Annotated in this window: 24 protein-coding genes and 2 pseudogenes; 8 read left to right on the top strand and 18 right to left on the bottom strand. The window is 50.0% G+C overall.

The window, feature by feature from the left end; genetic code table 11:
* Positions 1 to 42: 42 nt before the first annotated feature.
* Complete coding sequence (locus Pan54_RS07960) at positions 43 to 1,224, bottom strand: recombinase family protein (RefSeq protein ID WP_165441661.1); 1,182 nt, start codon at positions 1,222 to 1,224, stop codon at positions 43 to 45.
* On the opposite strand from Pan54_RS07960, the gene Pan54_RS26550 reads away from it, so the two are divergent.
* Positions 1,223 to 1,357, top strand: a complete 135-nt coding sequence (locus Pan54_RS26550; RefSeq protein WP_261343173.1) for a hypothetical protein — start codon at positions 1,223 to 1,225, stop codon at positions 1,355 to 1,357. The two genes, Pan54_RS07960 and Pan54_RS26550, sit on opposite strands and share 2 nt — an antisense overlap.
* Positions 1,358 to 1,721: 364 nt before the next feature.
* Here Pan54_RS26550 and Pan54_RS07955 read toward each other — a convergent pair whose 3' ends face one another.
* From Pan54_RS07955 to Pan54_RS07930, 6 genes are all read right to left on the bottom strand, one after another.
* A complete protein-coding gene (locus Pan54_RS07955) occupies positions 1,722 to 1,925 on the bottom strand; it encodes a recombinase family protein (protein WP_146502971.1) in 204 nt (67 codons plus the stop codon).
* The gene (locus tag Pan54_RS07950) at positions 1,926 to 2,390 is read right to left on the bottom strand and encodes a recombinase family protein (protein ID WP_261343198.1); all 465 of its coding nucleotides are present in this window, start codon (positions 2,388 to 2,390) and stop codon (positions 1,926 to 1,928) included.
* Positions 2,391 to 2,642: 252 nt separating this feature from the next.
* Positions 2,643 to 4,325, bottom strand: coding sequence for a sialidase family protein (locus tag Pan54_RS07945; protein ID WP_207310083.1), 1,683 nt, complete (start codon positions 4,323 to 4,325; stop codon positions 2,643 to 2,645).
* A 149-nt stretch (positions 4,326 to 4,474) separates the two neighbouring features.
* Positions 4,475 to 4,831 carry a hypothetical protein gene (locus tag Pan54_RS07940; RefSeq protein ID WP_146502969.1) on the bottom strand — a complete coding sequence of 119 codons (357 nt, stop codon included), beginning with the start codon at positions 4,829 to 4,831 and terminating at the stop codon, positions 4,475 to 4,477.
* Positions 4,832 to 4,840: 9 nt separating this feature from the next.
* Complete coding sequence (locus tag Pan54_RS07935; protein WP_146502968.1) at positions 4,841 to 5,512, bottom strand: SGNH/GDSL hydrolase family protein; 672 nt, start codon at positions 5,510 to 5,512, stop codon at positions 4,841 to 4,843.
* Positions 5,513 to 5,980: 468 nt separating this feature from the next.
* Positions 5,981 to 6,541 carry a hypothetical protein gene (locus Pan54_RS07930; protein ID WP_146502967.1) on the bottom strand — a complete coding sequence of 187 codons (561 nt, stop codon included), beginning with the start codon at positions 6,539 to 6,541 and terminating at the stop codon, positions 5,981 to 5,983.
* Positions 6,542 to 6,907: 366 nt separating this feature from the next.
* On the opposite strand from Pan54_RS07930, the gene Pan54_RS07925 reads away from it, so the two are divergent.
* The 4 genes from Pan54_RS07925 to Pan54_RS07910 are packed head-to-tail and all read left to right on the top strand — an operon-like array spanning position 6,908 to position 10,149.
* On the top strand, positions 6,908 to 7,405 hold the full coding sequence (locus Pan54_RS07925; RefSeq protein ID WP_146502966.1) for a metallophosphoesterase: 498 nt from the start codon (positions 6,908 to 6,910) through the stop codon (positions 7,403 to 7,405).
* Positions 7,399 to 7,806, top strand: coding sequence for a metallophosphoesterase family protein (locus Pan54_RS07920; protein ID WP_146502965.1), 408 nt, complete (start codon positions 7,399 to 7,401; stop codon positions 7,804 to 7,806). The genes Pan54_RS07925 and Pan54_RS07920 overlap by 7 nt, the downstream gene beginning before the upstream one ends.
* Before the next feature lie 14 nt (positions 7,807 to 7,820).
* Complete coding sequence (locus tag Pan54_RS07915; protein WP_146502964.1) at positions 7,821 to 8,621, top strand: endonuclease/exonuclease/phosphatase family protein; 801 nt, start codon at positions 7,821 to 7,823, stop codon at positions 8,619 to 8,621.
* A gap of 10 nt (positions 8,622 to 8,631) precedes the next feature.
* Positions 8,632 to 10,149 carry a sialate O-acetylesterase gene (locus tag Pan54_RS07910; protein WP_207310082.1) on the top strand — a complete coding sequence of 506 codons (1,518 nt, stop codon included), beginning with the start codon at positions 8,632 to 8,634 and terminating at the stop codon, positions 10,147 to 10,149.
* Positions 10,150 to 10,516: 367 nt separating this feature from the next.
* Here Pan54_RS07910 and Pan54_RS26765 read toward each other — a convergent pair whose 3' ends face one another.
* The 6 genes and pseudogenes from Pan54_RS26765 to Pan54_RS07880 all read right to left on the bottom strand — a co-directional run bounded on the left by Pan54_RS26765 (position 10,517) and on the right by Pan54_RS07880 (position 13,288).
* Complete coding sequence (locus Pan54_RS26765; protein WP_390621945.1) at positions 10,517 to 10,639, bottom strand: transposase; 123 nt, start codon at positions 10,637 to 10,639, stop codon at positions 10,517 to 10,519.
* A gap of 8 nt (positions 10,640 to 10,647) precedes the next feature.
* Positions 10,648 to 10,800 carry an ArsA family ATPase gene (locus Pan54_RS26760; protein ID WP_165441659.1) on the bottom strand — a complete coding sequence of 51 codons (153 nt, stop codon included), beginning with the start codon at positions 10,798 to 10,800 and terminating at the stop codon, positions 10,648 to 10,650.
* Positions 10,767 to 11,018, bottom strand: a pseudogene (locus Pan54_RS07895) (arsenic metallochaperone ArsD family protein); the annotation flags it as partial. The pseudogene Pan54_RS07895 and the gene Pan54_RS26760, both read right to left, overlap by 34 nt.
* A 322-nt stretch (positions 11,019 to 11,340) precedes the next feature.
* Positions 11,341 to 12,567, bottom strand: coding sequence for an ACR3 family arsenite efflux transporter (arsB, locus tag Pan54_RS07890; RefSeq protein ID WP_315852375.1), 1,227 nt, complete (start codon positions 12,565 to 12,567; stop codon positions 11,341 to 11,343).
* A 50-nt stretch (positions 12,568 to 12,617) separates the two neighbouring features.
* Positions 12,618 to 12,947 (bottom strand): annotated as a pseudogene (locus tag Pan54_RS07885) (ArsR/SmtB family transcription factor).
* A 53-nt stretch (positions 12,948 to 13,000) separates the two neighbouring features.
* Entirely contained in the window at positions 13,001 to 13,288 is a 288-nt protein-coding gene (locus Pan54_RS07880) for a hypothetical protein (RefSeq protein WP_146502961.1), read from the bottom strand.
* Between the two features lie 217 nt (positions 13,289 to 13,505).
* Here Pan54_RS07880 and Pan54_RS07875 point away from each other — a divergent pair, with 217 nt between their 5' ends.
* Both Pan54_RS07875 and Pan54_RS07870 read left to right on the top strand, forming a co-directional pair.
* Entirely contained in the window at positions 13,506 to 16,223 is a 2,718-nt protein-coding gene (locus tag Pan54_RS07875; protein WP_261343172.1) for a DUF1592 domain-containing protein, read from the top strand.
* Between the two features lie 19 nt (positions 16,224 to 16,242).
* Entirely contained in the window at positions 16,243 to 17,532 is a 1,290-nt protein-coding gene (locus Pan54_RS07870) for a DUF1552 domain-containing protein (protein WP_146506356.1), read from the top strand.
* A gap of 168 nt (positions 17,533 to 17,700) precedes the next feature.
* Here the strand turns inward: Pan54_RS07870 and Pan54_RS07865 are convergent, their stop codons facing one another.
* From Pan54_RS07865 to Pan54_RS07845, 5 genes are all read right to left on the bottom strand, one after another.
* A complete protein-coding gene (locus tag Pan54_RS07865) occupies positions 17,701 to 18,123 on the bottom strand; it encodes an integrase core domain-containing protein (RefSeq protein ID WP_146502960.1) in 423 nt (140 codons plus the stop codon).
* 312 nt (positions 18,124 to 18,435) lie between these two features.
* On the bottom strand, positions 18,436 to 18,945 hold the full coding sequence (locus tag Pan54_RS07860) for a hypothetical protein (protein ID WP_146502959.1): 510 nt from the start codon (positions 18,943 to 18,945) through the stop codon (positions 18,436 to 18,438).
* Between the two features lie 235 nt (positions 18,946 to 19,180).
* Positions 19,181 to 20,074: an HDOD domain-containing protein gene (locus Pan54_RS07855; RefSeq protein WP_146502958.1), complete on the bottom strand. Its 894-nt coding sequence runs from the start codon at positions 20,072 to 20,074 to the stop codon at positions 19,181 to 19,183.
* Positions 20,071 to 22,509, bottom strand: a complete 2,439-nt coding sequence (locus tag Pan54_RS07850; protein ID WP_146502957.1) for a putative bifunctional diguanylate cyclase/phosphodiesterase — start codon at positions 22,507 to 22,509, stop codon at positions 20,071 to 20,073. Before Pan54_RS07850 ends, Pan54_RS07855 begins: the two co-directional genes overlap by 4 nt.
* 312 nt (positions 22,510 to 22,821) lie before the next feature.
* The gene (locus Pan54_RS07845; RefSeq protein WP_165441826.1) at positions 22,822 to 23,808 is read right to left on the bottom strand and encodes an IS30 family transposase; all 987 of its coding nucleotides are present in this window, start codon (positions 23,806 to 23,808) and stop codon (positions 22,822 to 22,824) included.
* A 795-nt stretch (positions 23,809 to 24,603) separates the two neighbouring features.
* On the opposite strand from Pan54_RS07845, the gene Pan54_RS07840 reads away from it, so the two are divergent.
* Entirely contained in the window at positions 24,604 to 26,187 is a 1,584-nt protein-coding gene (locus Pan54_RS07840; RefSeq protein ID WP_165441658.1) for a DUF4332 domain-containing protein, read from the top strand.

Genomic DNA, 26,187 nt, shown 5'->3' with positions numbered 1-26,187 from the left:
GAGCCAAATGGGGCTCGAATCATTTGGGACTTCGGTTAACTGTCACGTCATGTCGTGCATTGACAGCATAATCGAGGCTGGCCATTCGTCGAATTCAGCCCCGAAAAGTTCTAACCGTGTCTGGTTGCCCCGACTATTTTTCGAAACAAGCCCTTTGGCCAACAAGTCAAAGGGCTTTCTCATTGTGGGGACTAGACTTACGTCATCGAGAGTCCAGTTCAAACATATGATTTCGAGCAGACGACATTTGGCAGAGTAATCTGCCGTAAGCCACTTCTCTCGAAGGCTTTGCGAAAGTTCAAACGCTTTGACCGCAATATCGATGATTTCGTGTCTGCCTCGATCAGCAACGTCGATTTCGAGCTTCAACTGATCTTCTCGATCCCGCAGTTCCTGGCTCTTCGAAGCGAACGTATCGGAGTTGATCTCTTCGAGCATCCGCAAGTTGAGCAGACGGTTCTGCTGGTCCCGTACCTGCACAAGCTCCTCTTGCAGTTGCTTTGCTTTTGTCGCTGAAGATCGCTCGTCCCAATTCGTCGCCTGCCGAAGTTCTTCACGGATGAGATCACGGAAGTCGTCATCCTCAACTCGAAGCGAGTCGAAGATTTCAAGCATCTGTGCATCAAGTTCTTTCTCGGTCAGCCGGATGCGAGGGTGGTCGCCTTTGTGGTACTGGGTGCAGCGATAGTACATGTACTCTCGCTCGCCGCTCTTGGTCATCTTCGTCTTCCGCTCGCCAGTGATCGGTGAACCACAGTGACCACATTTGATCAGGTCGCTGGCGTAGGTCATCTGATGCTGCTTGTAGACCTTGTGGCCTAGGAGGGCCTGCACACGATCCCAGAGCCGCCGCTCGATGATCGGGGTATGGGTGCCAGGATACCATTGGCCTCGGAACTTGATGTCACCAATGTAGGAACGGTCGTTCAGAATGGTGTAGAGCTTGCTTCGTCCAAATCTTGGCACGGATGGGAGCCACTCAATCCCTTCGTTTCGGAGTGTTTCTACCAACATGTCGAGAGTGTGGTTGTGGTAACCGTACAACTCAAAGATACGCCGTATCTTGATGGCGTTCTCGGGATGAAGCTCAATGATGCTGCGGCCATCGATGCGGACATTGCTGTATCCGTAGGGTGGCCTTGTTGGAAATAAACCACTCGCTACTCGACGTTCGAGTCCTTCTTTGACATCCAGGGATTGCTGCTCGGTGTAGAAACTCGCCATGCTCGCCAACATTCGCCGCTGCATCTGGGAGGTTGCGTCTGATGGGGATGTCGTCGTTCGCTACAATGGTCCTGCTCCTATCTTCAAAGCGTTCAAGTACTCTGACGAGCAAATAGCGGATTTGCTGGAGTAGTCAACGTAGATATAAAAAGGGCCAGTCATGCAAAAGTTACAAGTCCCTGTCCACTTCAAAGATGGAATGCAAATGAGCCGGGGTAATTCGTTGGCTTCATGAGTCGGGGAAAGCAGTCCGGACAGCCGAGTGCTGACAAACTCGCGAATCTCATCCCGAACGCGTCGATAGTGATTCATACCTTCTTCTTCAGCTCACCGACCATGGAACAGCCGCAGTGACCGCAGCTGATCAGCCTGGCGAAAGCAAATGCTTCTCGTTTCTTGGGCTTTCTGAGTTTGTTGGTTCGACGTGTTGCTCGGACCTCCTGAACCTTGTCCCAGCATTTACGACTCACCAAGCCCTCGTGGATTCCCTTGTACAACTACTTCTTGAACAGGAAATCCCCGTAGTAGAATGAATTCTTGAACATGTACTGGACGACCGCCCGGAAGTTACCTTCGCGCTTCAGTGGCAGCCTTTCCTCCATTGCCAAGAGGCTAACTTCTTCAAGCGAGACGTTGCCAGCCACGTATCGCTCGAACATCCGCTTCACGATCGGCCCGGTTTCAGGATCAGGAATGACCACTTACTTTTTGTTTGGGCCTTCGACATTCAGGTAGCCCAACGGTGCTTTGCTCGGCCAGATTCCCTGCTCAGCCTTCTCCAGCATTCCTTTTTTGACTTCCTCACTGAGGTTGTCGACGTACTGGCGAGCCATCAGCACTTTGATCCCGTGCATGAATAGCTCAGATGTGTGCGAGTCGGGAGAAAGGACAAAATTCTCTTTAACGAAGTGAATAATGACACCCAGTTCGTCGAGCGTCACATAGTCCTTCAAGTTGCGATAGAGTCGATCGGTCTTTTCGACCAGGATAGTATTGCAGCGGCGGTCATCGTCTTTGATTTTGGCTTGCTTCTCGAAGAACTCGACCATGTCGTTGAATCCGGTTCGGCCAGCAGCTTTGGCCGTTTCAACATCAATGTATTCCTCGACGATCGCTATCCCATTCTCACCGGCATACTTACGCAATAGTTTTTGCTGAGCAGGGATGGAGAAGCCTTCTTTTCCTGCTCCTCCGAGGAAACTCGCGCGTACATGACGGCCGTTTTTGGATGATTTGAAAATTCGCGAAGCACGTGCTGCTCCTTTCGATTAATTTCGACAAACCGCTACGGCAATTGATCAGGAGTTAACGTGCGAATATCTTCAATGGTTCATTAAAATCTGAATTGCAAGAGATTTCAGTTTGAATAGATATGATCTATAGCGATCGGTTGAATTGTTGGGAGGGCGATTTGTTACTTAGGGAGCAGTTGGAAGATAAGCTTCGATCTCCGTTCCCTCACCCATTACGAAAAAGACGAATTTAGGAAAACGGAATCGCTCACCCACTTGGACATGCTTTTCATAGAGGCTGACGCGGTTGATCTCGCCGGGAAAAAATTGGGTTTCTGGTTCATCGACCTTCGCGAAGCCCATTGCCACCAGTGCCTTCTCTTGACTAGCCGCCCGGGGACGTGTGGTCGGAGTTATGGCGTAGAGCATGCCCGGTTTAGTGACCACCACATCCGTATGCTCAATACTGGTACGAAAGAAACGACGATCTGCAACCGTGTCGGGCATTTCCTGGAGCGTGTAATCGCGATCCGTGAAGAGTTTCACACCCAGCTTCATAATCGCCGGAGGCATCGGTGAAACGGGGATTGGTTTTCGAGTAAGTCCTTTTTGTGAGGCGAAGGCACCAACGTCTTCCAGTTTGCCGAACATGATGCGATCCGTAGAGCCTTTATGATCGCTTTGTGAAACCGTAAGCCAGATTGCACCGTCATGTTCGTGGAAGGTCGGGTATTGAAAAGACTCCGGTGTCTCAAAACGATATTTGCGTTCCCACGTTTGGCAATCGCGAGAGACGTCCACATTAAAGACGCTGCGGTTGCACCCATCAATGCGTGTGTTTTCCTGCCAGCCGAGATAATAGACGTCACCGAATCGATCGAAGGTCGGTTTGGAATTCAGTCCCTTCTGAACGAACGGCATTTCCTCGCCCTCGCTCCATTTCCTGCCATCCACACTCGTGGTGAAATGGTAGTTGCCAACATCGTTTCGACAGATCGCCATCCACGTTCCGTCGGGAAGGCGGTTTACGGCAGCCTCGCTGAGTTGTTGAGACTGGGGCTCATTGAAATGACCAATGACCTCGAAGGTGATTCGATCGTCCTTTACTAACGCGAGAGCATTCTGTTTGCCTGGCCAATTGTTGATGGCGACATATGTCTTGCCATCGAACTGCTTAAAGGAATCGAACAGGTACAGACCGAAAGCTTTCGCCGGTTTTTGAAATCCTTGTGCTACAGCGTCTGCGTAGAAGTGTCGTGGCTGCATGTCGAACACACCAGCAGCAGTCTTGAGCTTAGCTTTATGAATGCTGCTTTCAAAAGTCTCCTTACGGAGATCGAAGTCTCGATACCAGGTCTGAGCCTCACGATTGGCTCCATCTTCGCTGGCAAAATAGCACCGCAGGAATTGCCCGTTGAGTTTGAGAATCCGCGGTACGAAGCAAGCGCCGGCAGGCAGTGTTACGTTCTCAAAGACCTGTTCGGACTTCGCCATCGGGATCGTTTTATCAACTTCCAATGTCTTCAGATTTACGATGGAAAGAACGCAATACATCTTATCACCAGCGCCGTGTCCGGGCTGTACATCATTGTCGTGTTCGACAATGTAAGCTCGATCTCCCACGCACACAAACTCTGCATCATGAGCTCCCATCACTTGGGGAGCAGATACACGGACAAGGTGGTTCATGACCTGATCACCTGCCAGTGCAGCGTCCCATTTGGTCGGAATGAGTAACAAATTAATGAGATCTTTACTGACGTTCTCATCCGCATCCAGCGTTTCGCCAGCATGTGCGTTTATGGCCAGAAAGATCACCGAGAAACAAAGTATAATCACAGGAGACCATTGTCGAACTCTTAACATCATTAATATCACTTTCTTATTGAGCGATGCATTATTAGTGCATTAAATTCTAACTGCATGATTTATCCAAATACTCAGATTGCAGAGAATTGAAACAAGAGTGCACTCTTTTGTTGTAACATGCTTCTCAGCAGGATGGACAACGCATCCTCTCAGTTGAAAATGGCTTTCCCACCCACTGCTTCAATGGTTTCACGAAAGTATTTAGTATCTCGATTGTGCTTGCCTGATATCACTTTTTCATCATATCTGCAATCAACGTGCGTTTTTACAGGCAGGATTTGACTGTTGATCCGAAAGCAACCGATACCGTTTTCGGCACAAAACTGAAGCGATGCCAGCAACGCCTCGGCATTCGCCAGGCACAGCCCCGACAGTTTGACAAGTGCCGCATCTCGATTCATGCCGCTGATTGACTTGACCGTCGTATTGCGGAACTTGATCGGCTGCTCAAGAAAGATGCAGCAAAGTCCAAGTCGAATTCCTGTCGTGGATGGATTCTCCGTCATTGCTTCCAGTTACTCCGCCAATCGCAATTGCTGCGATACACTTTGAGTCACTTGTTTCGCCAGAGCTTCATTTCCCTTTGCGTTGAAATGAACTCCATCCGTAGATTGCCAATCCGCATGGTCTTCCACCAGTTCAAACAGGTTGTTCGTCGAAACGCCATTCCTCTTCATAATTTCAGCTGCAAGCTTGTTTCGCTCTTTGACCCGCTCCGTTTGTTCCGCGAAGGATTGCAAGTCAGTCTTCTCACGCACGGGCGTCGTGGTCGCCCAGATAAGTTGAGCACCGCCCGAATTCTCCTTCAGGGCAGCAACGGTTTGGGAAAGCCCATCCCGGTATTGGTCTTCGGTATAACCCCAGCCATGCAGGCCATTATTGAAATGAATGACAGAGAACTTGTACTGCTTGAGCAACAACAGGAGATCGTCATTGAATGTCGGATCAGACACACATTTCGATGTGGTCAATCGGGCACAATAGGCTTTGCCGGCGAGTTGTTTTTCGACAGCGCCGAAGTACCCTCTGGTGATCGAGTCCCCCACGAGCAGAACTCGGGGAAGATCGTCTTTGTCAGCATCCGTGACCCAAATATCGATCCACTCGATTCGTTCATGAACCGGTTCATCAGCAGGCAAAGAGTGGCACAGTGCCAACAGCGACAACAGAACGCAGAAATACTTCATCGGTGATTTCCCTCAAAGTTAAATATATTGATCACAACCCGTCGAAACTTGCTAGAGTCTAACGCATTAAACGATGGTGAGAACTCAGCCCGACCAGATGGGATGTGCGATGATGGCCTTAACACATTGAATTTGCTCAGGCAGTACGCGATCCATTCATTTTGGCAATGCTCTGGAATTTCTCGCAGACAATAAGTGATGTTGGCAGAGACACGCATCTCCTAAAATAACAATGCATCTGAGAAATTCCGCGAGCTACCGCAGCATTGCATAGATGTGATTTTACCTAATGCTTGTTGATGACACATTCGCATGTCCACATTGCTCGGCCGATAGATTCAATGTTCTTGTGGGGGTGATTGAGGAAAAGCTAGTGCTGGGTATGGCTTGTCTGGCATGCTAAACATGGCCGCGGTTGATCTTCCATTTGTAAACGCGCGGTCGACCACTCCGCGTTCATCGCTTGGTTCAGCCTTCTTGTGAATCGACGAGAGATCGCACAGTTCCTGCGTACTCATGTGTCACAACGACCTTGTCAGGGTAAACCCAAACAGCGAACTCTGGCTGCACATCGTCGGTTTGAAGATAAATGATCCAATCTTGCTTTGCATTCGACAAGACGTCTTGAATCCCGAGAACTAACTTCGGGAATGCCGCCACGGATTCATCACTGTAGAGGACAACCGTACGTGACCGCGCGCCATTCCATTTGAAAGGAATCGTGTAGTCGTCGTTCGCACGGAAATCAGTAGCAAAAAGCTTCTCAAGTTGTCCATCCAGCCAATCCAATTCCGATGAGAGGAGGCCTTCATTTGTGTCTGTTCCGCCCATATTGAACGGTTTCTTCATGTCGTAAATGTCGAAAGACTGCTGATCGACGACGTGCAATTCAAGCGAAGGCGTATGCTTCGGTTTTGCGGCTCGAAATTCTTTGTCCCAAGGTGAAAGAGAAGCTTGTAGTTTGTCTAGCCCAGCCGGTCCTGCGCCGTTGCACCTGACGGACAACGACAGTACCGACAGTATTTCCATGGACGAATCATCGGAGAGCTGATTTGCAGTTGGCCGTGTGGCTACGTTTCGCGGACTCGTCATATGCGGCCTATCTAATGGGCAAAATGGTTGGGTCGATCTCAAGGCACGCATTCACTGGGCGGTTCGATTTATGTGCGTGACAGGCGTTATCCGCCCGCATTGAATTGCTGACGATGGCAGCGTCAATATATCTCTCGGCGATTGGTCGTCATATTTCGGCAAACTTGCAGCCCGCATTCGCAATTCAAAAGAGCAATGCCGTTTATAGATTCGCCATTCGTCCGCTTTGATAATGCCACGCATATAATGGTATGATGTCAATTCCGCAAAGCTTGCGATGTTACCCAAAAGAAGGCTGATGATTTGCCAATCCATTTGACGACCCTAACTCGACGGAGTTTTCTTCAAGCTGCGGGTGCGAGTGTTCTGCTGTATGGGCACAACGTCCAGGCGTCAGCGGCTGGCGAAGTCGATGCCGATTTGGTTTATCTGCTGAACGATACTCACATTGGTGAAAAACACCCGGAGGATTCTCCGGTCCCCAATCATTTGCGCCAGGTTGTCACCGAGCTGGTGAATCGAACGACCAAGCCAGCGTGCGTGCTCATTAACGGTGATCTGGCTCTGAAGGATGGACAGCCGGGAGACTATCGGCATTTTGCCAAACTGATTGCTCCACTTCAGAAAGCTGGCGTCGATACCCATCTCACGCTCGGCAACCACGATCACCGCGATGCGTTCTATGAAATACTCAAAGAGCAGCGACCGGATAAGCCTCCTGTCGAGTCACGTCATATCGCCGTCATCGAAACACAGCATGCCAACTTTTCCTACTCGACTCGTTGCAAAAGACGATGGTGACTCAGGGAACTATCGGTACGCAGCAACTGGAATGGCTCGCCTCAGCACTCGATGGTTGGCAAACGAAGCCCGCGATCATCGTGGCCCATCATAATCCGCGTCTGGGAGGTGATCCGTTGCACTCTCCTGGCGGACTGATTGACTCGCAGGAACTGTGGAACGTCATTGGCATGCGGAAGTGGGTCAAAGCCTACATCCATGATCGCAGCTATGCCGAACATCAAGGCATCCACATTCTGAATACACCTGCGACGTCGTATGTCGCCGATCCGAAGAAATCAACGACCGGTTGGACGACCGCAAAACTGACTGCCAGCGGAGTCACACTCACCACGCACACCACCGACGTTCAGCATCCCTGGAATGGGGAATCGAAAACGCTGACCTGGCGGGGAGCATAACAAAGTACAAAAACATGAAACAGTTGATGAAGTGCGTATTGTTGGCAGCGGTGTCGCTGCTGTCCGTGTCAACATGTCACTCCGCAGAACCAATTCGCCTGCGAGTGCTCAGCTACAACATTCACCATGCAGAAGGTATAGATCGTAAGCTGGATGTCGAGCGGATCGCGAGTGTCATACTCTCTGTCAAACCGGACATAGTGGCCTTGCAGGAAGTCGATCAGAAAGTGAAGCGAACTGACAGTGTGGATCAGCCTGCTGAACTGGCTCGGTTGACGGAAATGAATGTCATCTTCGGTGCAAATATCGAACTGCAAGGCGGCCACTATGGCAACGCCGTACTGTCACGGTTTCCAATCACCCGACACAAAAACCATCTCCTACCCAATATCGACGACAGCGAGCAACGCGGAGTCATCGAGATGGAAATCAGTCTGCCGAAGTCCAATGAGTCGCTGCTGCTACTGGCCACACACCTGGACTATCGAGCTGATGAACGCGAACGCCTCGCCTCAGCGAAGTACATCAATGAGCTGATCGCGAGTCATCCACAACATCCCGCGTTGCTGGCAGGTGATCTGAACGCCACGCCTGACAGTGAAACGCTTCAACTGTTCGGGGAAAAGTGGACTCGTGCGAATGAAAAGCCCATGGCAACTGTGCCGGTGAATCAGCCGACGAAGCAGATCGACTTTATATTGCACCGTTCGGCGAATCGCTGGAAAGTTGTTGAGGTCAATGTGCTGGACGAGGACATCGCTTCAGACCATCGTGCGATCTTTGCCGTTTTGAAACTTCAAGCAGACGATGAATAGGTTTTACCGAATGAATTACCGCGTCCATCTGATCATCCTGACATTCCTGCTCGGCGTCGGCACTCGTGATGCGTCAGCCGAGTTACGGCTGGCAGGAATTTTCGCTGATCACATGGTTCTGCAACGGGACCAGCCTGTTCACATTTGGGGCTGGGCGGATGCTGGTCAAAAAGTGACCGTCTTTTTTACCGATCAGACAGAGAAGGTAGTTGCCAATCAGAATGGTGTTTGGTCCGTCACCTTCAAACCGATGAAGGCTGACCCACAAGGTAGGCAACTGCGAGTCGAGAGCGGCGGGCAGTCGATCGTGTTCGACGATGTCCTCGTGGGCGAAGTCTGGCATGCGAGTGGTCAATCCAATATGGCAATGAATGTTGATGCGATGGCGAAGGAACTGGAGGCTGTTGCGAAGGACATTTCTGCAGCTGACCTGCCCATTCTGCGGTTCTGCCGCATCAACGAACCAGAGAGCTCGCAGCCGTTGGACGACTTACGTCAGCGAGCAACTTGGACCGTGTGTGATCCGACGACCGTTTCACGGTTTTCTGGCGTCGCGTTCTATTTCGCGCGACGGCTCCATGCTGAGCTAAACGTCCCCATCGGAATGATTGACTCCTCGCGTGGCGGAACTCCAATCGAGCCGTATATCCCGCGAGAGGCATTCGATTCACACCCGACTCTGAAGAAGGAACTGGAACTCGGAGATCGCGGCGACCTGGATGCGATTTGGAAAATGCCTGGCGGAGTCCGCGCACGTGATGCCAACTGGTTGCCGGGACGACTATTCTATTCCCGTCTGGCTCCGATCAGCCGTTTCGGCGTCCGTGGCGCGATCTGGTATCAGGGAGAATCCAACAGTGGCGTTCAGGAAGACCCGCGCGACTATCAGCACAAGATGCGGGCGTTGATCAACGGTTGGCGTCAGGCGTTTGGCGACCGGAAACTGCCGGTCTACTTCGTGCAGCTTCCTGGAAGCGGTGCTGGCGAGGGCTGGCCTTATCTGCGAGAGCAGCAACGGCTCGCCGCCGATCTGCCGCACACGGGCATGGTGGTGTCCGTGGATCTCGATGGTGCGGGGATTCATCCACCGAACAAGATTGATGTCGGCGAGCGGCTGGCCCGCTGGGCCTTGGCAAAAGACTACGGTCGCTCGATCGCATTTAGTGGTCCTGTGTTTGAACGGCAGGAGATTCAGGGAGACAGCGTCGTGATTCACTTCAGCCACGCCGAGAATGGCCTGATGGTGTCGGACAAAAAAGGGCTTGCAGAACCTCGCGAGACACCGGGCGACGAGCTGGCCTATTTCGAGGTCGTTGACAAATCCGGCAAATGGCACCCAGCCACTGCTGTGCTCGACGGCAAGCAGGTCGCCGTCAGTTGCAAGGATGTCTTGTCACCGATCGCCGTTCGGTACGCCTACGCCATCAACCCGGAAAACTGTAACCTCTATAACCGCGATGGCCTGCCTGCATCTCCATTCTGCTCGCGGCCGGAGTTGCTGACGTACGATCCGAAGCTGCCTGAGTAAGTAAGCGATGTTGTGACTACATTATGCTTCGGGAGGGTAATAGCCTTGAGCTACAATTCCTGCACATTTTTCACTGATAGCCAGGCTATTTGTCACAAAATTCTGGACTTATCCGAGTGAGTTTTCGTCACATTGACAATCAGTCGATGAATACCGGATTTGGTCGTTAATTTCAATTTGCTTGTGAAACTGCCCTTCTCTAGATTAAACCACCTCCCGCTCAAACGACTTGATCAATCCACCAACGTATTTTCTGACCTCAATCTGATCGATTGAAATGGTCGCCACTTCATCGGGCTCCCGCAGCAGGCGGTCCTTCCTCACTGCCTGGTAAGCGAGCTGGGCCAGCAGCCAGCGAGCAGTGTAACTAACTGCACGCTTTGGTGATCCGGCCCAGCCTTTGATTGCTCTCGCCGCTGTTGCGACAGCCAGGCGACAGTCCCAAGTAGTTGGCCAGACTGCGAACCCGAGGGAACCCGCTGACTTCCACCACCGCAATTAACGATTCATTGAGCTCAGCACAGCGGTCGCGCAAGCCATGGTGGTCTTGCCGACGCCACCTTTACCGGTGAAAAAATAATACGAGTGGGATGATCGAGATGTTTCATGGCAATACCTTAACAGGAGCCACTCAATGGCGTCCCCGTCCACAGTGCAAGATTCTCCCGAGTCGGATACTCGCCGCGACTCACGATTCTGCTGTCCACGAGCAACAGCGGCAGGCAGTCAACGCCATCTGTGTACAGCATCTGCTGAACCGTCGTATTCTTTGCGTATTCTGCTGGCTGTTGAGAAAGATTGAATCGCTCGACATGATGCCCTTTCGACTTCAACCATTCCAGATCACTTGCAAACCGAGGTAGCAGAGGGTCAACCTGCGGTCAGCAGATACCAGTCGAACAACACATCGCCTTGTCGTAAATTTGTACTTTTGATATCACGCTTTCTCCAAAGATAAATGGCCTGATAGTTAGTTGACACAGTGGTTTCGACTGTAATTCTCACCATGCAGAGCCTGTCTTAGCTTTTATATTTAAGGACATTGACAGCAGTTATCCCACTGCCGTGCATCGGTCCCAATGTTCTGGTCGGTACGCACCATTCCTAGTGGTGCGTCGATGTGCAATGTAAACATTTTCCTTTGTGCTTTACGTTTTTCATTACACCGCCCTAATGGGATACCAGATCCGGTTATCTCGATTCGCCTTCGTCGGACGATTCGGCTGGGAACCAGCCTTTCGTTTTGATACAAAACTTGACCAAACCCAACATCAAAGGCACTTCGATCAGTACGCCCACAACGGTCGCCAGCGCTGCTCCTGACGACAATCCATACAACATCGTGGCAGTCGCGATCGCCACTTCAAAGTGATTCGATGCTCCAATCATTGCTGTCGGAGCGGCGGTCTCGTAAGTGAATCCCATTGCTTTGCTGATCCCGTAGCCAAGTGCAAAGATCATCAGCGTCTGAATCGTCAAGGGAATGGCGATCCATAAGATTGTGAGCGGGTTTTCAACAATGGTTTCGCCTTTGAAGGAAAACAACAATACCAGCGTTACGAGCAGTGCTGTGATGGTGATTGGCGTCAGAATTTTCAGGAACTTGTCGCGAAACCACGCTTCCCCCTTAGTCGCGATCAACCATTTACGAGAGAGGTATCCAGCCACCAACGGCAACGCGACATAGACACCGATCGACAACAATAACGCTTGCCATGGAACGGGAAGCTGGCCGACTCCAAGCAAGAACCCACCCAGAACACCATAGAGCACTAGCATCGTCAGCGAATTGATCGCGACCATCACTAGCGTGTGTCCATCGTTCCCCTTCGCCAAGAATCCCCAAACCAAAACCATCGCCGTGCAGGGAGCGATACCAAGCAAGATACACCCCGCCAGGTAACTTCGCCAGAGCGGAACTTGCAGCATCTTCACGCCATCAACTAATACCACTTCGCCCGCGCCATACGTTGCACCGACGTCGAGATTGCTCCCCAATGGGGCTTTCACGTAATCGACTGCGTCGGGACCGATAAAACCAAGAAACAGTGTGCCGAGAAAGAAACTGGCAATCGCGTACATCGTGAACGGTTTGATTGCCCAGTTGAGTAACAACGTCAAACCAACGGGGCGAATTGCTTTGCCCGCTTTCACAACTTCGCTGAAGTCGATCTTGACCATGATCGGGTACATCATGAAGAACAGGCAGATTGCGATAGGAATCGAAATCACCGGAGCCTCATTGACATAGATCGCCATCCCATCAAGTGATTTGGCAATTCCGGGAGCGATCTTCCCGAGCACGATTCCTGCGACAATACACAGCCCGACCCAGACGGTCAGATAACGTTCAAAAAAGCCAATTCCTTTATTATCCGGGGTGCTAGCATCGGGTTGAGTCATATCCGTGTTTTCCATTCAGTGAATCATTATCGTTTATCGTCGCTGTGCAAGGGCAAAATAAACGGTCACAATTCAGCAATGAGCGTCTTGAGTTGTTCGAGTCGTTCGGAGTTGATGCAATAACAGACCTTGGGACCTTAAATCTCTGCCCGAATAAGGCCGGACTCCTTCAGGATTTTCAGGTGCTGGGAGACCGTTGACTGGGCAAGTGGCAGTTCCGCCACAATCTCTCCACATATGCACGATTCCCGGCTGATCAACAACCGAAGGATTCGTTCACGAGCCGGATGAGCGACCGCCCAAGCCAGCTTGGCTAAAACACCAGCGCTCTCATCGTCCGGCAATTTGACCGGACGCGAATCACACGTTCGCTGATTTTTCCTGACTGTGGACATTCTGCTCCTTTATCGTTTATCTACGATTAATAATATACAGTCTTTTTCAATAGTCAATATGGTCTGCGAAACTGCTGCTGTTGTAGCATCGCATGAGGGAACGCAGCATTTTTTAATTCCGATCGTGAACGATCTACAGTCTTCTCAATCAGCTCAAACTCTTTGAGGGCAGCAATGAACGATTCGTTGTGCTCGGCAAAGCGTTGTTTGAGTTGGTCAAAGGATTGTAGAATCTTGACAGGCCGAGTGGAGACCTGTCGAGCGAGCAGGACGTCTCCCTGCTGGTCTCTCAGGGAGACGGTCAGTTGTCGTGCATGTTGATCGATACCGAGAAAGAGCATGGTGGTCCTCCTGTGAGAAAGAGTGAGTGTGATTCCCCAGCAATAGGAAAATCACAATTCCCACTCAAAGCAACTCTTTCATCGATATCAAAGATGCTTTATTCTTATCAGAAGACCAGTTAGGTTTGGTAACACCCTCAATTGTGGACACTTATTCTGACACACACCAAGCGATTAATAATCGCGAACGGTGATATTAGCTACGACTGAACTACTGATGAAGAAAATTTTTAATCTAATTCTTATCGGTCTTGTGATGACAGGATGCGGTTTACATTCTGTATTTTTGATTGCTGCTGAAGCCCCAGTTGTCACGATTGCAAAGGAACATTTTCTTCTACTTCAGTCGCACTGTCTGGATTGTCATAGTATGAATAATGCCGAAGCAGCATTTCGTGTCGATACTTTACCATTAACGATTTCAGATATTGAAACCGCAGCTCGCTGGCAGAAGGTACTCAATGCCCTGAATTCGGGAGAGATGCCACCGAAAGAAGAGCCAGCAATTGAAAAGTCGCTCAAAGCGGATTTCCTCGATCATCTGGCAAATGCGATGGTAGCCGCACGTCGAAACCTCGCTGATCAGAAAGGCGTGATCACGATGCGGCGGCTCAATCGACGGGAGTACCAGAATACTCTGCATGAGCTGCTGGGTGTGGAAATTAATGTGAATGATCTCCCGTCCGATATCGGAAGTGGCAGCTTCGACACCGTTGGATCGAATCTCTACATGTCGAGCACTCAGTTTGAACAATACATGGCATTAGGGCGAGAGGCCCTCGATGAAGCATTTGAGTGGAAAGCGGCCTTTAATGTCCACAATATACTTCGATTTGAAACCGAGGAGATTACCTCGAAAGTGGCCAAGCATATCGAATACCAACTTGATGCACAAAGCCGGGCTACAGAATGGACGAAACTGGTTGATGAGGCGGTCGCAAAACCTGAAAACGCTAACATTGTTGCGGAAATTCGTGCAGGACCATTGGGGAATCACGCACATATCTTCTATCGATCCTGGAAGAAATTCCCTGGGGTCCCTGCCCCGGAAACCTTTGGATTCAACACCGTAGAAAACAACGCAGATAAAGCGATTACCGCGCTGCGACCATTCCATCTTCCTTATCATCGATATTATCTGGAACAGCCCGCAACGGATACTGGAGCCTATCTGGCCGCTTCTAACGAACATCCCTCCGTTCTCGACAATGCCACAATCAATCTTCTGGTTCCCTTCAGTTGGCCAGTTGGTGAATACGTCGTCCGATTCCGCGCCGGGACAACAGAACACGCCACTTCCGATCGAAAGTTTATCGAATTCGGAATTAACCCGAGGTCTCAACAGGCGTTGAGTGTTCATGAAATCACAGGCACAATCGACGCCCCTCAGGTCGTCGAAATCCCACTCACGATGACGAGGGCGAATAAAGAACGGGCGAATCGTTCGCTGTTTCTGAGAGAAAAAGGGACCCGAGACAATTGGGATCAAGCGACAAGAGTTGCTCGTGAAGGGCGGAGCCAGAATCACGAAATTGGACGAACGTTTGCACTCTGGGTCGACTGGATAGAAATTGAACGTGTCCCCGCCTCGGATGAGCAGACGTCTGCGGGCATGGCAGCAATCAGCCATCTTCCTCACGACGATAATTCAGAGATGCCCTCTGACTATGATTTATATAGGGCTTTTGATCAATTCTCCAAAACTGCATTTCGAGGAGTCGAACCATCCCCGGAATATGTCAATCGTCTCGTGCAAATCTACCAGTCACATCGAAAACTGGGTGCAAAACATACCGATTCACTAAAAGATACATTGGCGATTGTCCTGTCATCACCGATGTTTCTTTATCACTCCGAACCTCGCATGGCCGAGAGGCCAAGAGCATTAACGGATCATGAATTAGCCAACCGGCTTGCTTACTTTTTGTGGAGCGGCCCTCCAGATCATACACTGTATTCTCTTGCCGAAAACAGTGAAGTGAATCAGCCTGAGGTGCTCAGCGAACAGGTTTCTCGACTCCTGAGCGATCCTCGAATGGAAAATTTTGTAACTGGATTTACCTACCAATGGCTGGGGCTTGATCGTCTGGACTTTTTTCAAGTTAATCTCGATAAGCATCCTCGCTTCGATAACAGCACTCGGCAAGCGGCTCGTATCGAGATCTATAAAACCGTTAAATATCTCTTGAATAACAATGGCGCTCTTACAGATCTTTTAAAATCAGATTATGTGGTCATAAACAGCGTACTTGCCAATTATTACGGTATCGACGGGGTTCACGGAGACCACTATCGAAGAGTGCAACTGCCGGAAGATTCTCCCCGAGGAGGCTTTCTGGGGATGTCTGCCATTCATCTTATGGGGGGAAATGGCGACACAACCAGCCCGGTCGAACGTGGTGCATGGGTCCTGCGAAAGCTACTCCACGACCCACCTCCTCCGGCACCCGCCAATGTTCCACAGCTCGCCAGATTGGCCGGATTAACGCTGACAACACGAGAGCGAATCCTGGCTCATCAGGAAGAACCTCAATGTGCCAGTTGTCATCGCAAGATTGATCCTATCGGCTTTGGATTGGAAAATTTTGATGCCGTCGGTAACTGGAGAACAGAGGACAGTTTTCAAGTCGTTGATGATAAAGGCAAACCTGACCCCGACAAGAAAATAACATGGAAAGTCGATCCTTCCGGCTCATTATACAATGGCCCTGCTTTTGAGAATTATTTTGAACTTCGCGATCTCGTCGCATCACACGAAGAGGACTTCGCCAGAGGTTTTACAGAAGCATTAATTCAGTACGCGCTTGGCCGTCCGGTTGGCTTTACGGATGAACGTCTCATCGAAAATATCGTTCAAGAGGCACGAGAGCATGACTTTGCCATCCATGCGTTTATTCACGCCTTGGTCAATAGCCCCGAATTCCAATTGAAATGAAAGAGTTCAGATGTCATTAATGAATCCAACCCGACGTGAAATTTTGCGATCGGCGACAGCAGTCGTCGCCTTGCCATTTCTCGAATCATTCGGGTTTCGCCGCTTTGCAACTGCGGCCCCTCCTGTAGCACCACCCAAGCGGATGGTCTTTTTAGGCTTTGGATGGGGAGTGACTGAAGAATCCTTTTTCCCAGACATGAAAACACCTGGTCCCGAATACGAATTACCAGCCGGACTGAAGCCGCTCGATAGACACAAAGCCGACTTCTCAATCGTGCAGGGACTGCGGAATAAATTCTCCGTCGAAGGTCATGCAGGCAGCACTTGGTGGTTGACTGGTGCAAATCCCTACGCACAACCTGGCCAGAGCTATTGCAATACCATCTCTGCAGATCAAGTCGCCGCAAACGAGTTTGGTCAGCATACACGATTTTCTTCTCTCCAATTGAATCACAGCGAACAGGGAGACCGTTCCGGGCATGGCCCAGGCCTCTCTCTGGCCTGGGATGCCAGCGGCAAACCGATAGGAGGAGACAATGGGCCGTTGCAAGCTTATCACAGGCTGTTCTCGAAAGATTCAGTGCCGCTTGAACAGCGGCGTCTACTAATTGCCCAGAGACGCAGTGTGCTGGATACCGTGCTTGAAAATGCCCGAAGCCTGCAACGTGGTCTTGGCAAAGATGACAACGAAAAACTGAGCGAATATTTTGACAGCATCCGCAACATCGAGACTCGCCTGAGCAAAGATGAGAAATGGATGGACAGGCCGCGACCTGAGGCTCCTTTCGCCGAACCTTCATCGGAGTTGTTGGGTCGCGACGAAATCAAGTTAATGTACGATTTGATTGTTGCTGGATTTCAGACGGATAGTACCCGTGTGATTACGTATCGACAGCCTGTCGCGACTCTTCTCACCAGTATTGGGAACAAAGTCTTCCCTCACGACATGAGTCATTATCACTCGACTCGCGGCGAAAAACTGGTCTGTTCTCAACAGCGTGACCAAACTCAGAGCCAGCTGCTGGCGGGCTTTATTGATAAACTAAAGACTACTCAGGAGGAGGACGGAAGTAGCCTGTTTGACAATGTCGTTCTTGCTTATGGGAGCAATATCCGCACGGGACACGACCTGACGAATTGCCCAACTCTCGTCGCCGGACGCGCAGCCGGACTCAAACTGGGGGAGAATATTGTAGTTGAGAATAATACACCGCTCTGCAACGCCTGGCTGACTCTCCTCCAGGGTGTCGGTGTGACTACCGATCGCCATGGCGACAGCACCGGAGTAATCAATGAAATGATCGCATAACCAATGCCGCTCCTCCGGTGCAACGAATATGATCTGTGATCCGGAATGCGATGAAAAGAAAATAGCAAAGTTGATGAGAAATACCAAATTACGGTTGGAGACTTAGGTCCCAAGGATACTGTAAATTTGAGGTAAACGCAGCGTAATTCAATTCCGATCATGAATGAACTACATTCTTCTGGATAATGCAGCCTTCCGCTCAAACGACTTGACCAATCCACCAACGTATTTTTTCACCTCTATCTGATCGATTGAAATTGTCTCCACTTCACCAGGCTCCTCGCGAATCGGTGGCAGGTGATCCCGTTCCATGTGCGATCGTTTCGTATTGTAATACTGCGTGAATTCGTCCGTGAGATAATCGAGATGCTTCTTACCGAACACAATGAATTTGTTGAGATATTCCAGTTTGATTTTCTCGATGAATCGTTCGCACCGACCATTCAAATTGGGTGAGGCTTTCGGTAAGGGATTGGTTTTCATGCCCGCTGCTTGAACGGTTTCACGAAACTTTTTCGTGTATTTCGTATCTCGATCATGAATGAGGATCGCGGGGCGCTTCTGGCGATCACTGGTCGCGGCCCCAGACAACCTGATTTACTTCCCTCTCGGGTGGTTCCACTAGCAAACGAGTACCAGCTGATCAAGAGCAACATTAATCAGGAGGGCGATAAAATCTAAGAGCTTCCGACAGACAAATACGATGAGCAGTCCCGCATCAATCCAGAATCCTGGGAGTGATATTTTCCATCGACCTGGGAAAAGTTGCAGGATCGTTAACTGATAGTGACGAGTTGGAAATCGAACAGGATGACCGGTATCCGTTATCAAAGTAGAAATCGTCAGGATCGCTTGGAAAGCGATCCTCTGGATTATCAATCCCGTAAAAAGACTTTCCCTTTTTCATTCCTGCTGAATTAAAGACTCATCGTATAAAGACAGTCCAGTTGATGGAATTTCGTACTGCGTTTCTAGCCACGATATAGCGCGATCAAGGAGCTTTCCTGGAACCTTCGTGTAGTGCTTGCCCGAAATCTTATCAGGCGCGTGACCGAGAAAGAGATCCTCAATATTTTGAAACCGCTCTTCATCTCGTAGCATGGACGCTGAGGTTTTCTTGAAGGACTTCAGAGGCTTTTTGATGTCCTCTTTTTTTCTCAGGCGGTCGAAAGCGTTTTTCACATTATCTGTTTTCTTAAACTTGCCGTCTGAGCAAATCTTTTCGGTACAAATTGTTGAGCCGTTTGCGCTCTCCTGTAATCGCCCAGACGATACCGGACTTCGCTCCTGTCGAAGTAGGCGGCTATTGTTGCTGACTGATCTTCCTGGAATCTCGCTGCCGATAAATTTCGTACCAAGCATCTCGAACGGATGCAACAGGTTTATTTCGATCGGACGGGGGATTTCTGGCAATATGTTCCGGAGCGACACAAGACTGTAGACTGTCCATCATGGAAAGAAACGCATCGTTTAACTAGAACGTTAGGTTCAACGGATTCTGCAGCCGTTACTGAATCGGACTGAGGATTTCTATGTGTTCACTTCAAGTCACGGCTCGCTGAGGGATCGTGTCGGTATAAAACGGCTTCTTTAGGAAGGCAATTCCCTTACCTACACATTCAGGCACATCAGAATTCTGGGTCCGGTTCTACACATTGAAGAGTTGTTGCGTTTCCAGGATTGCGTCAGGGAGTGTATCAGCGACAGCCTCTATGTCGTCTTCGCTGAGGTCTAGTTCGTTGAGTATCTGCTGATCAACTTGGACGGTTTCTACGGTGCGTGTATATCCGATTCCTGTGCGAGCGGCCAGGATGTCCGCGACATGGATGATTGCCGGCAGTACGCGATCCGATTCGGGAAGCAGCATCGGTTTATGATGAAACCTGACTACGTGCTCGAGTTTCAGAGGAAATTGCCATTTTCTGCAGAGAGCTGCACCGAACGATTCATGTGTCGCACCTAGGACACGTTCCTCGACCTGTCGGAACGCCAGGTTTGGTTCACTTGCGAGAACCTCAGTCATGTCAGCGAACTTTTGAGGACATGCTTGCATCTCGATCGTGATTCCGATGTCGTGAATCAAACCTGCTAGGAATGCCTCATCGGTTAAGGCAAGTCGCATATCTTTTGCAAGTGCACGAGCGCCTGTCGCGACCGCGATGGAGTGCGCCCAGAGATCGCGTGCGTCGAAGTGAGATCCGATTTTCGTTGTTCGAAACAGCTTGTCGAGACTGGCAGCGATTGCGATGTTCTTAACAGCGTTGAATCCAAGCAACATGACAGCGCGATCGATCGATGCAATCTGTTGAGGCAAACCATAGAATGTGGAATTTACAACTTTGAGGATCCGTGCACATAATGCTGGATCAGCTGCCATGATCTTGTTGACATCCTTTGCTGTTGCGTTGACGTCGTTGACAAGAGACATGATCTTATGCGCGACAGCAGGCAGAGTCGCAATGTGCCGGATTTTATCGAGGCTCGCTCCAACGATTGGCGGCACAATCCATTCTAAAACGTCAGGAAGTTCTTGTTGAGTCATGCATCCGCCTCGCACTCTTGAAGCTGGTTGACATTTTCTGCGGGGACAACAATCGGTAAGCCTCCTGGCAATACATCGTATTCGTTAACGGTTGTCTTACGTCGCGAGGCTGCAAAGCCCGCGATTTCGTCGGCGGGCATTGGTTTGGCAAAGAAGTAGCCTTGTCCATACTCGCAGCCTAATGCCTGAAGCAGGGCGAGTTGATCGGCGTCTTCAATCCCTTCAGCCACCACTTGCAGATTGAGGTTGTCTGCTAGTGCCAGGATTGCTTGCAACAATGCAGCAAAGTTGTAGACTCTCCCGATATTCGCGACAAACGCCCGGTCAATTTTCAAAACGTCAATCGGGAATTCATGGAGACATGACAATGACGAGTACCCGGTACCAAAGTCGTCTATGTCGATCTTCACTCCCAATTGTTTAAGATTATTCAGGACTGTAATCATGAAGGCTGGGTCGTCCATAATCACGCTCTCAGTCACTTCCAAATGAAGGCACTCCGGTGGAACGGCATGTCTGGCGAGTGATTGTTCAACTGTCCAAGCAAAATCTGAAGATAAGAGTTGCTTACGAGATACATTCACGTGAACACACAATGGCCGGGTTGCGACTGACTGGGAATGTTTCCAGTCCGCGAACTGACGGCATGCTTCATCGATGACCCAACGGCCAATGGGAACGATCATCCCCGTCTCTTCGGCGATGGAGATGAATTTATCTGGGTTGATATTGCCAAGTTCAGGGTGTACCCATCGCAATAGTGCCTCCACCCCGGACAGACGGCCGGTTTCCAGCGAGATGATCGGTTGGTAGGCAAGAAAAAGTTCATTCAATTCAATTGCTTGGCGTAATCCATTTTCGATTTGAAGCCGGAGCTTGGCTTTGCTATGCAAGGTATGATCGAAGACTGCAAAGCATGCCTTCCCCGCTGCCTTGGCCTCGTACATTGCCATATCGGCGTCGCGGAGCATTTCAGAGGCCTTTTCAAATCGATCCTCGCTGTTGACAATGCCAATGCTCGCTGAGGAATAGATTGTATGATCTCCCAATTTATAGCTCTCGGAAAGAACTTTTAGAAGCCGCTCTGTAACGGCGATCGAATCAGCCGGTGAGGTCAGCCCCATGAGCAGAACTACGAATTCGTCCCCGCCCAGACGGGCGGCCTGAACTTTATCCGTTACACGCAAATCGCTTCTGAGGCGGGTTGCGATCGCTTTCAGCAATTCATCTCCCACCTCATGCCCAAGACTGTCGTTGATCAGTTTGAACCCGTCAAAATCCAGAAACAGTAGAGCGAAGTGATCGTCCTTTTTTTGATCAATCGCGTCCTGGATGGAGTCTAGAATTGATAATCGGTTGGGCAGCCCAGTCAACACATCATGATACGCGTTCTCATGCAGTTGAGTCATCAATAGCTTCTGTTCAGAAATATTACGAAGAATTCCCATAAACAGCGGTTCGGACTGATCCGGAATTTCGACTTTCCAAAGCGTCAACAGGCAGGGGAATACTGTTCCGTCCCGATGCATGGCATTCAATTCTCGTGGTTGTCCCAGGAGTTTGGACTTGCCGGTTTGTTGGTAGCGGGACAGGTATCCATCGTGATTGGAACGGTACGGCTCTGGCATCAAGACTTTGATGTTCTGTCCGATCAGTTCGATTGGTTTCCAGCCAAACACCGTTTCAACTGAATTGCTCGCAGTTTGGACAATACCCCGACAGTTGATGGTGATCATCGGATCGAGAGTTGAATCAAGCATTGCCTGCAAACGGGCTTGGGTCGTACTGAGCTTCTGCTGATTGAGGCTCAGTTCATGCGTGCGTTCCTGAACTAGCTGCTCAATGTGACTGTTCGTTCTTGTAAGTTGTTCTTGGTACTCAGCGCTGATTCGCATTGCTGCCTGACTGCGGCGACAGCCGATCGCAAGGATCACGACTTCAAATATGATCCAGGTTGTGTGTTCAATCCAGCGGAGCGGACCCTCAATAAAGACGCCATACACGGACTGAGGCCACAAAGCACCGAGAATCAGATGATCGAGGGTCAAGAAAATGGCCGGGACGACCAGGAGCTTCCATTCCCGATAGAATGATAAAAATGCCAACGATACGAAAATGTGGAAATATGTCTCGATGCGTCCGCCGGTGAGATAAATCAACAGCGATGACCACAGCACTTGGGACAACGCTATGACGTACCGCGTCAACGGGCGTCCAGGATATTTTAGCCCCAGGAAAACTGGGAGACTGCTGATCGCTCCCCCCAATAGTACAGCAGTCCAGACATGCAGGGATGTTACAGATGTTGTACCGATCCATGTCGTTGGCGATAAGAATACGGTCGCCGCAATTGCTGTCACCCACTGCGCAACCATCAGCCCTACAAACAAACGGTCGACTGCGATGATATTGCCGAGTTGATTTTGCCGTAACAAGGCCGCTATTCTGCGAGACGTTGGGGGACTCTCGATGCTAATCTTGGACTCCACAATTGTATGTTTCTTCCATTGTTTGTCTATTTTGATTTAGTAATCGAACAACCAAAAACCGGACACGTATTTGGTAACCGACTCGCGCCCTTTCAGGGCTTAGATTTGGGCCTCAAATAACTGAAACGCACTCCGTTGTCGTGCTTGATAACATCATGAATCCAAATTATTAGTCGGGAAGTCGCACTCGTGCTGCATTCCAGCTTAGATTTCGTGTTGTGATCCGCGAATTCGACGAAAGTACAGGCACTGGTGGATTCAATTTTGAAATGCACGGGTTTTGGGTTCGAACAGTTCGTGTGGTGATTTGAATTGGTACTTTTTGCGAGGCCGGTTGTTCAACTCCATCACAGCCGCTTGAATATCCTCGGCTTTCAGTTTACGGAAATCGCTCCCCTTCAGGAAGTATTGCCGCAGAAGCCCGTTGGTGTTCTCATTCTGGCCGCGTTGCCACGGCTGGCGAGCCGGAGCAAAATAGATCGCACAATGCAGGGCTTGCTCCAACTCTCGATGACCCGAAAACTCACTCCCGTTGTCCGTCGTCAAAGTTCGAATCAATGACGATGGCAACCCCTCAAACGCAAACACCGAAGCCGCGTTCAACGTCGATGCTTTCTTGTCCGGCAGATAGCTCGCCACAAGATAGCCGGTCTTGCGTTCGACATGCGTGACAATGTAGCCGGTCCCCTTTTGACCCTCGATGGTATCCGATTCCCAGTGCCCGATCCGCGAACGATTGCGTGCAGAAACCGGTCGCTGATCCATTGGCTTTTTGGTCGGGTCGCATCGTCTGGAGATCCCTGTGCCGTAGCGTTTGCGGCGTTTCTTTCTCGATTGACGCAGCTGCCTGTAGATGTTGCCGCCCTGCTTTTTGTTTGCTTTGATCCAGGCGTAAATCGTCTCAATGGATATTCGCATTCTGGCCTCCCGAGGATGCAGTCGCAAGAGTTGACCTGCAATCTGTTCCGGCGACCACTTGAGAGACAACTTATCGAGCAGGAATTCTTTGAGCGGAGCGTGGTTGAGTTTCCAGGGGAGTTTGCAGAGTTGTCGACGCCGTCGCGCTTTGCGGTCGGCTTTCCCGGCGAAATACTTCCCGGTCGCATCCGAATTCCGCCGCAGTTCTCGGGAGATCGTGCTGGGGTCTCGGGATAACTCGCGCGCAATTTCTATTCGAGAGTGTCCCAGGGCGTGCATGTGCGCTATGGAATCACGTTCCTCAGCAGTAAGATGCGTGTGTGACATTCGTGATTTCTTCTTAGTAGGATTGATGGTCGTTTGGTCAAAACAAACCATCTCACGAATGTCACTCTTTTTCCATCAACCCGTGCATTTCAAAATTGAATCCACCACTTTCGTCTACGTTTGAGATTTTTAACCCGCATGTTTAGATGGAACGATCCACTAGTTCCAAGGACTAGCAAGACGAATGCACTACGCCCGCTAATGTCGCCCTAGTCCGCGCACACAAGTTAGAATATATGTTGTTGCTCCGGTAGCATTTCTGATGCTGAAGCCTAGTTTACTTTTTTCAACTTCGAGCCTCGAAGTGTGTGTTGCTAAAAAGATTCAAGGCTCCGAATTCTCACAGGACTTAGAAACGTTACAGCCGGGCTTGATCGGCAACCAAACATTTACGATCACGAGAGCGGTCAAAGAGCAAATCTCCGTCTCCTGTCGGCTGCCATTGCTTTTGCCGGACGAAAAGTGGGGCGTTTTGCTAGTTGGGCGTTTAAGTCGTATACCATCTGGCAACAATTCAGGACATAACGTCCGCAATGTGCATACAATCAGTCGCTTGTCACGTTTTTTAATTCGTCAACGTCACGTTGAAAAAATGCCAAGATACGTGGTCGCGATCACAATTCTACCGGGAAGTGCCGTTACTCACCCGTTGAAGCAACCTTACGCTCTTTACTTTTTACTGCAATGGTAGAGATTACAACGTTGCGTCTCGCATTGCCTGCATCGTGCTTTTTGACGATCATGCTCTCCCCTCCCTTCTCTCCCGCAATACCTTTTCTAACGATTCCCATCACCATGTCGCTTTATTACCGGACCCTCTACGCCTGGAAGTGCAAAGGTACGCATCATAAGCTGGCCATGGAGGCGTTGCGATTGTTGTCGGGTGATCAGTCTGAGAACTGGCGGAATCTGTTTCTGAAAAGTATTGAACCTTATTTGACCGGCTCAAAAGATCCCGACAAAAAGTTCAGGGACTTCCGAAATCATGTGTTGCATGTCCAGGAGAACTACTGGGGGGGAGCTGTTAAAGCGACCCAGGAATGGTACGCGAAGGCTCGTCAGCAGTTTGCCGATCGTCAATGGTCAGCCGGGGTTTATTCGGCTGGAGTGATGAGTCACTATCTGACAGATGTTTTCTGTCCCCTGCACACCGGCCAGTCCAAAGCGGAAACAATCATTCATCGTGCCTGCGAATGGAGCGTGAGCTGCAGCTATGATGAATTGATCGACATTCTGGAAGAAGATCTTGGTGGCTTTCCGAGCATCACAATTTCTAAAAGTGACAACTGGCTTGAGGAACTCATCCAGACAGAAGCAGGACTGGCAAATCAGGATTATGAGAGTGTCGTCAAGAATTATAATTTTGATCGCGGTGCCAAAGATCCCCCTTCCGGACTCGATGAAGAGTTAGCGAAAGACTTCGCGAAAATTCTGGGACGGGCAGCGGTTTCACTTTCGCTGGTCTTGGAGCGATGCTTGAAAGAATGTGGTCAGCAACCCCCTGCGGTTTCGCTCTCTTTGCACTCAGCGTTATCACAGGCGACGATTCCCGTTTTCTGGATCACAAAGAACATGGCCGACAGTGCCGAGCGAAAAGTTGTGACTCGCATTTACAACGAACTAAAACAGACGGGAGATGTGGTTGAGAATTTACCGGAAGAAAATCGAGTCATTGCGACGCTGATTGAAAAGTATCGTCGAGGAGAAGCGGAGACTTCAGGCGAGCAGGTCAGTTCGATGAAACCAAAAATCAAAGTCAGCGGCACTTCGGAAAAAGTCAAATCCCCGCCCAAGATTCATCCTGTTGATCAGGAAGAGACCATTGTCGATCCATTCATTCAGGATGCTGAACCATTCGGAGCCAAACCAGTTCATTCAAACAATTCTGTTGAATCAGCCAGTGACGATGAGGATCTGGATGAAGACTCTCCGAATCATTCTGAGGTGACTCATCTCGATCCCGATTCGCCCATTGTCGATGCCCCATCAATTGGTCCAAAAACAGCCTCCCGGTTTAAGAAAATTGGAATCAAAACCGTTGGAGAGTTTCTGGAGTCCGAGCCGGAATCGATCGTACAAAAATTGAATACTCGCTGGATCAATCTGGAGTTGGTTATCACCTGGCAACAGCAAACACAACTCATGTGTATGGTGCCCGGCTTGCGTGCACATGATGTACAACTACTGACCGGAGTAGGCGTGGAATCCTATCAGGATTTGTGTGCCTCAACCGTGGATGATTTGCATCCTCTCATTTCAGAATACGCGGCTTCACCAGAAGGCCAGCGTGTGATTCGCAGTGGAAAAATTCCTGATCGCCTTGAAATAGAAGATTGGATTCAGAATGCTCAGTGGTGTGATCAGGAACGGGCGGCATAA

It is taken from the genome of Rubinisphaera italica (genome assembly GCF_007859715.1).
In the GTDB taxonomy this organism is placed as follows: Bacteria; Planctomycetota; Planctomycetia; order Planctomycetales; family Planctomycetaceae; genus Rubinisphaera; species Rubinisphaera italica.
This window is presented reverse-complemented; position numbering and strand designations above follow the sequence as displayed.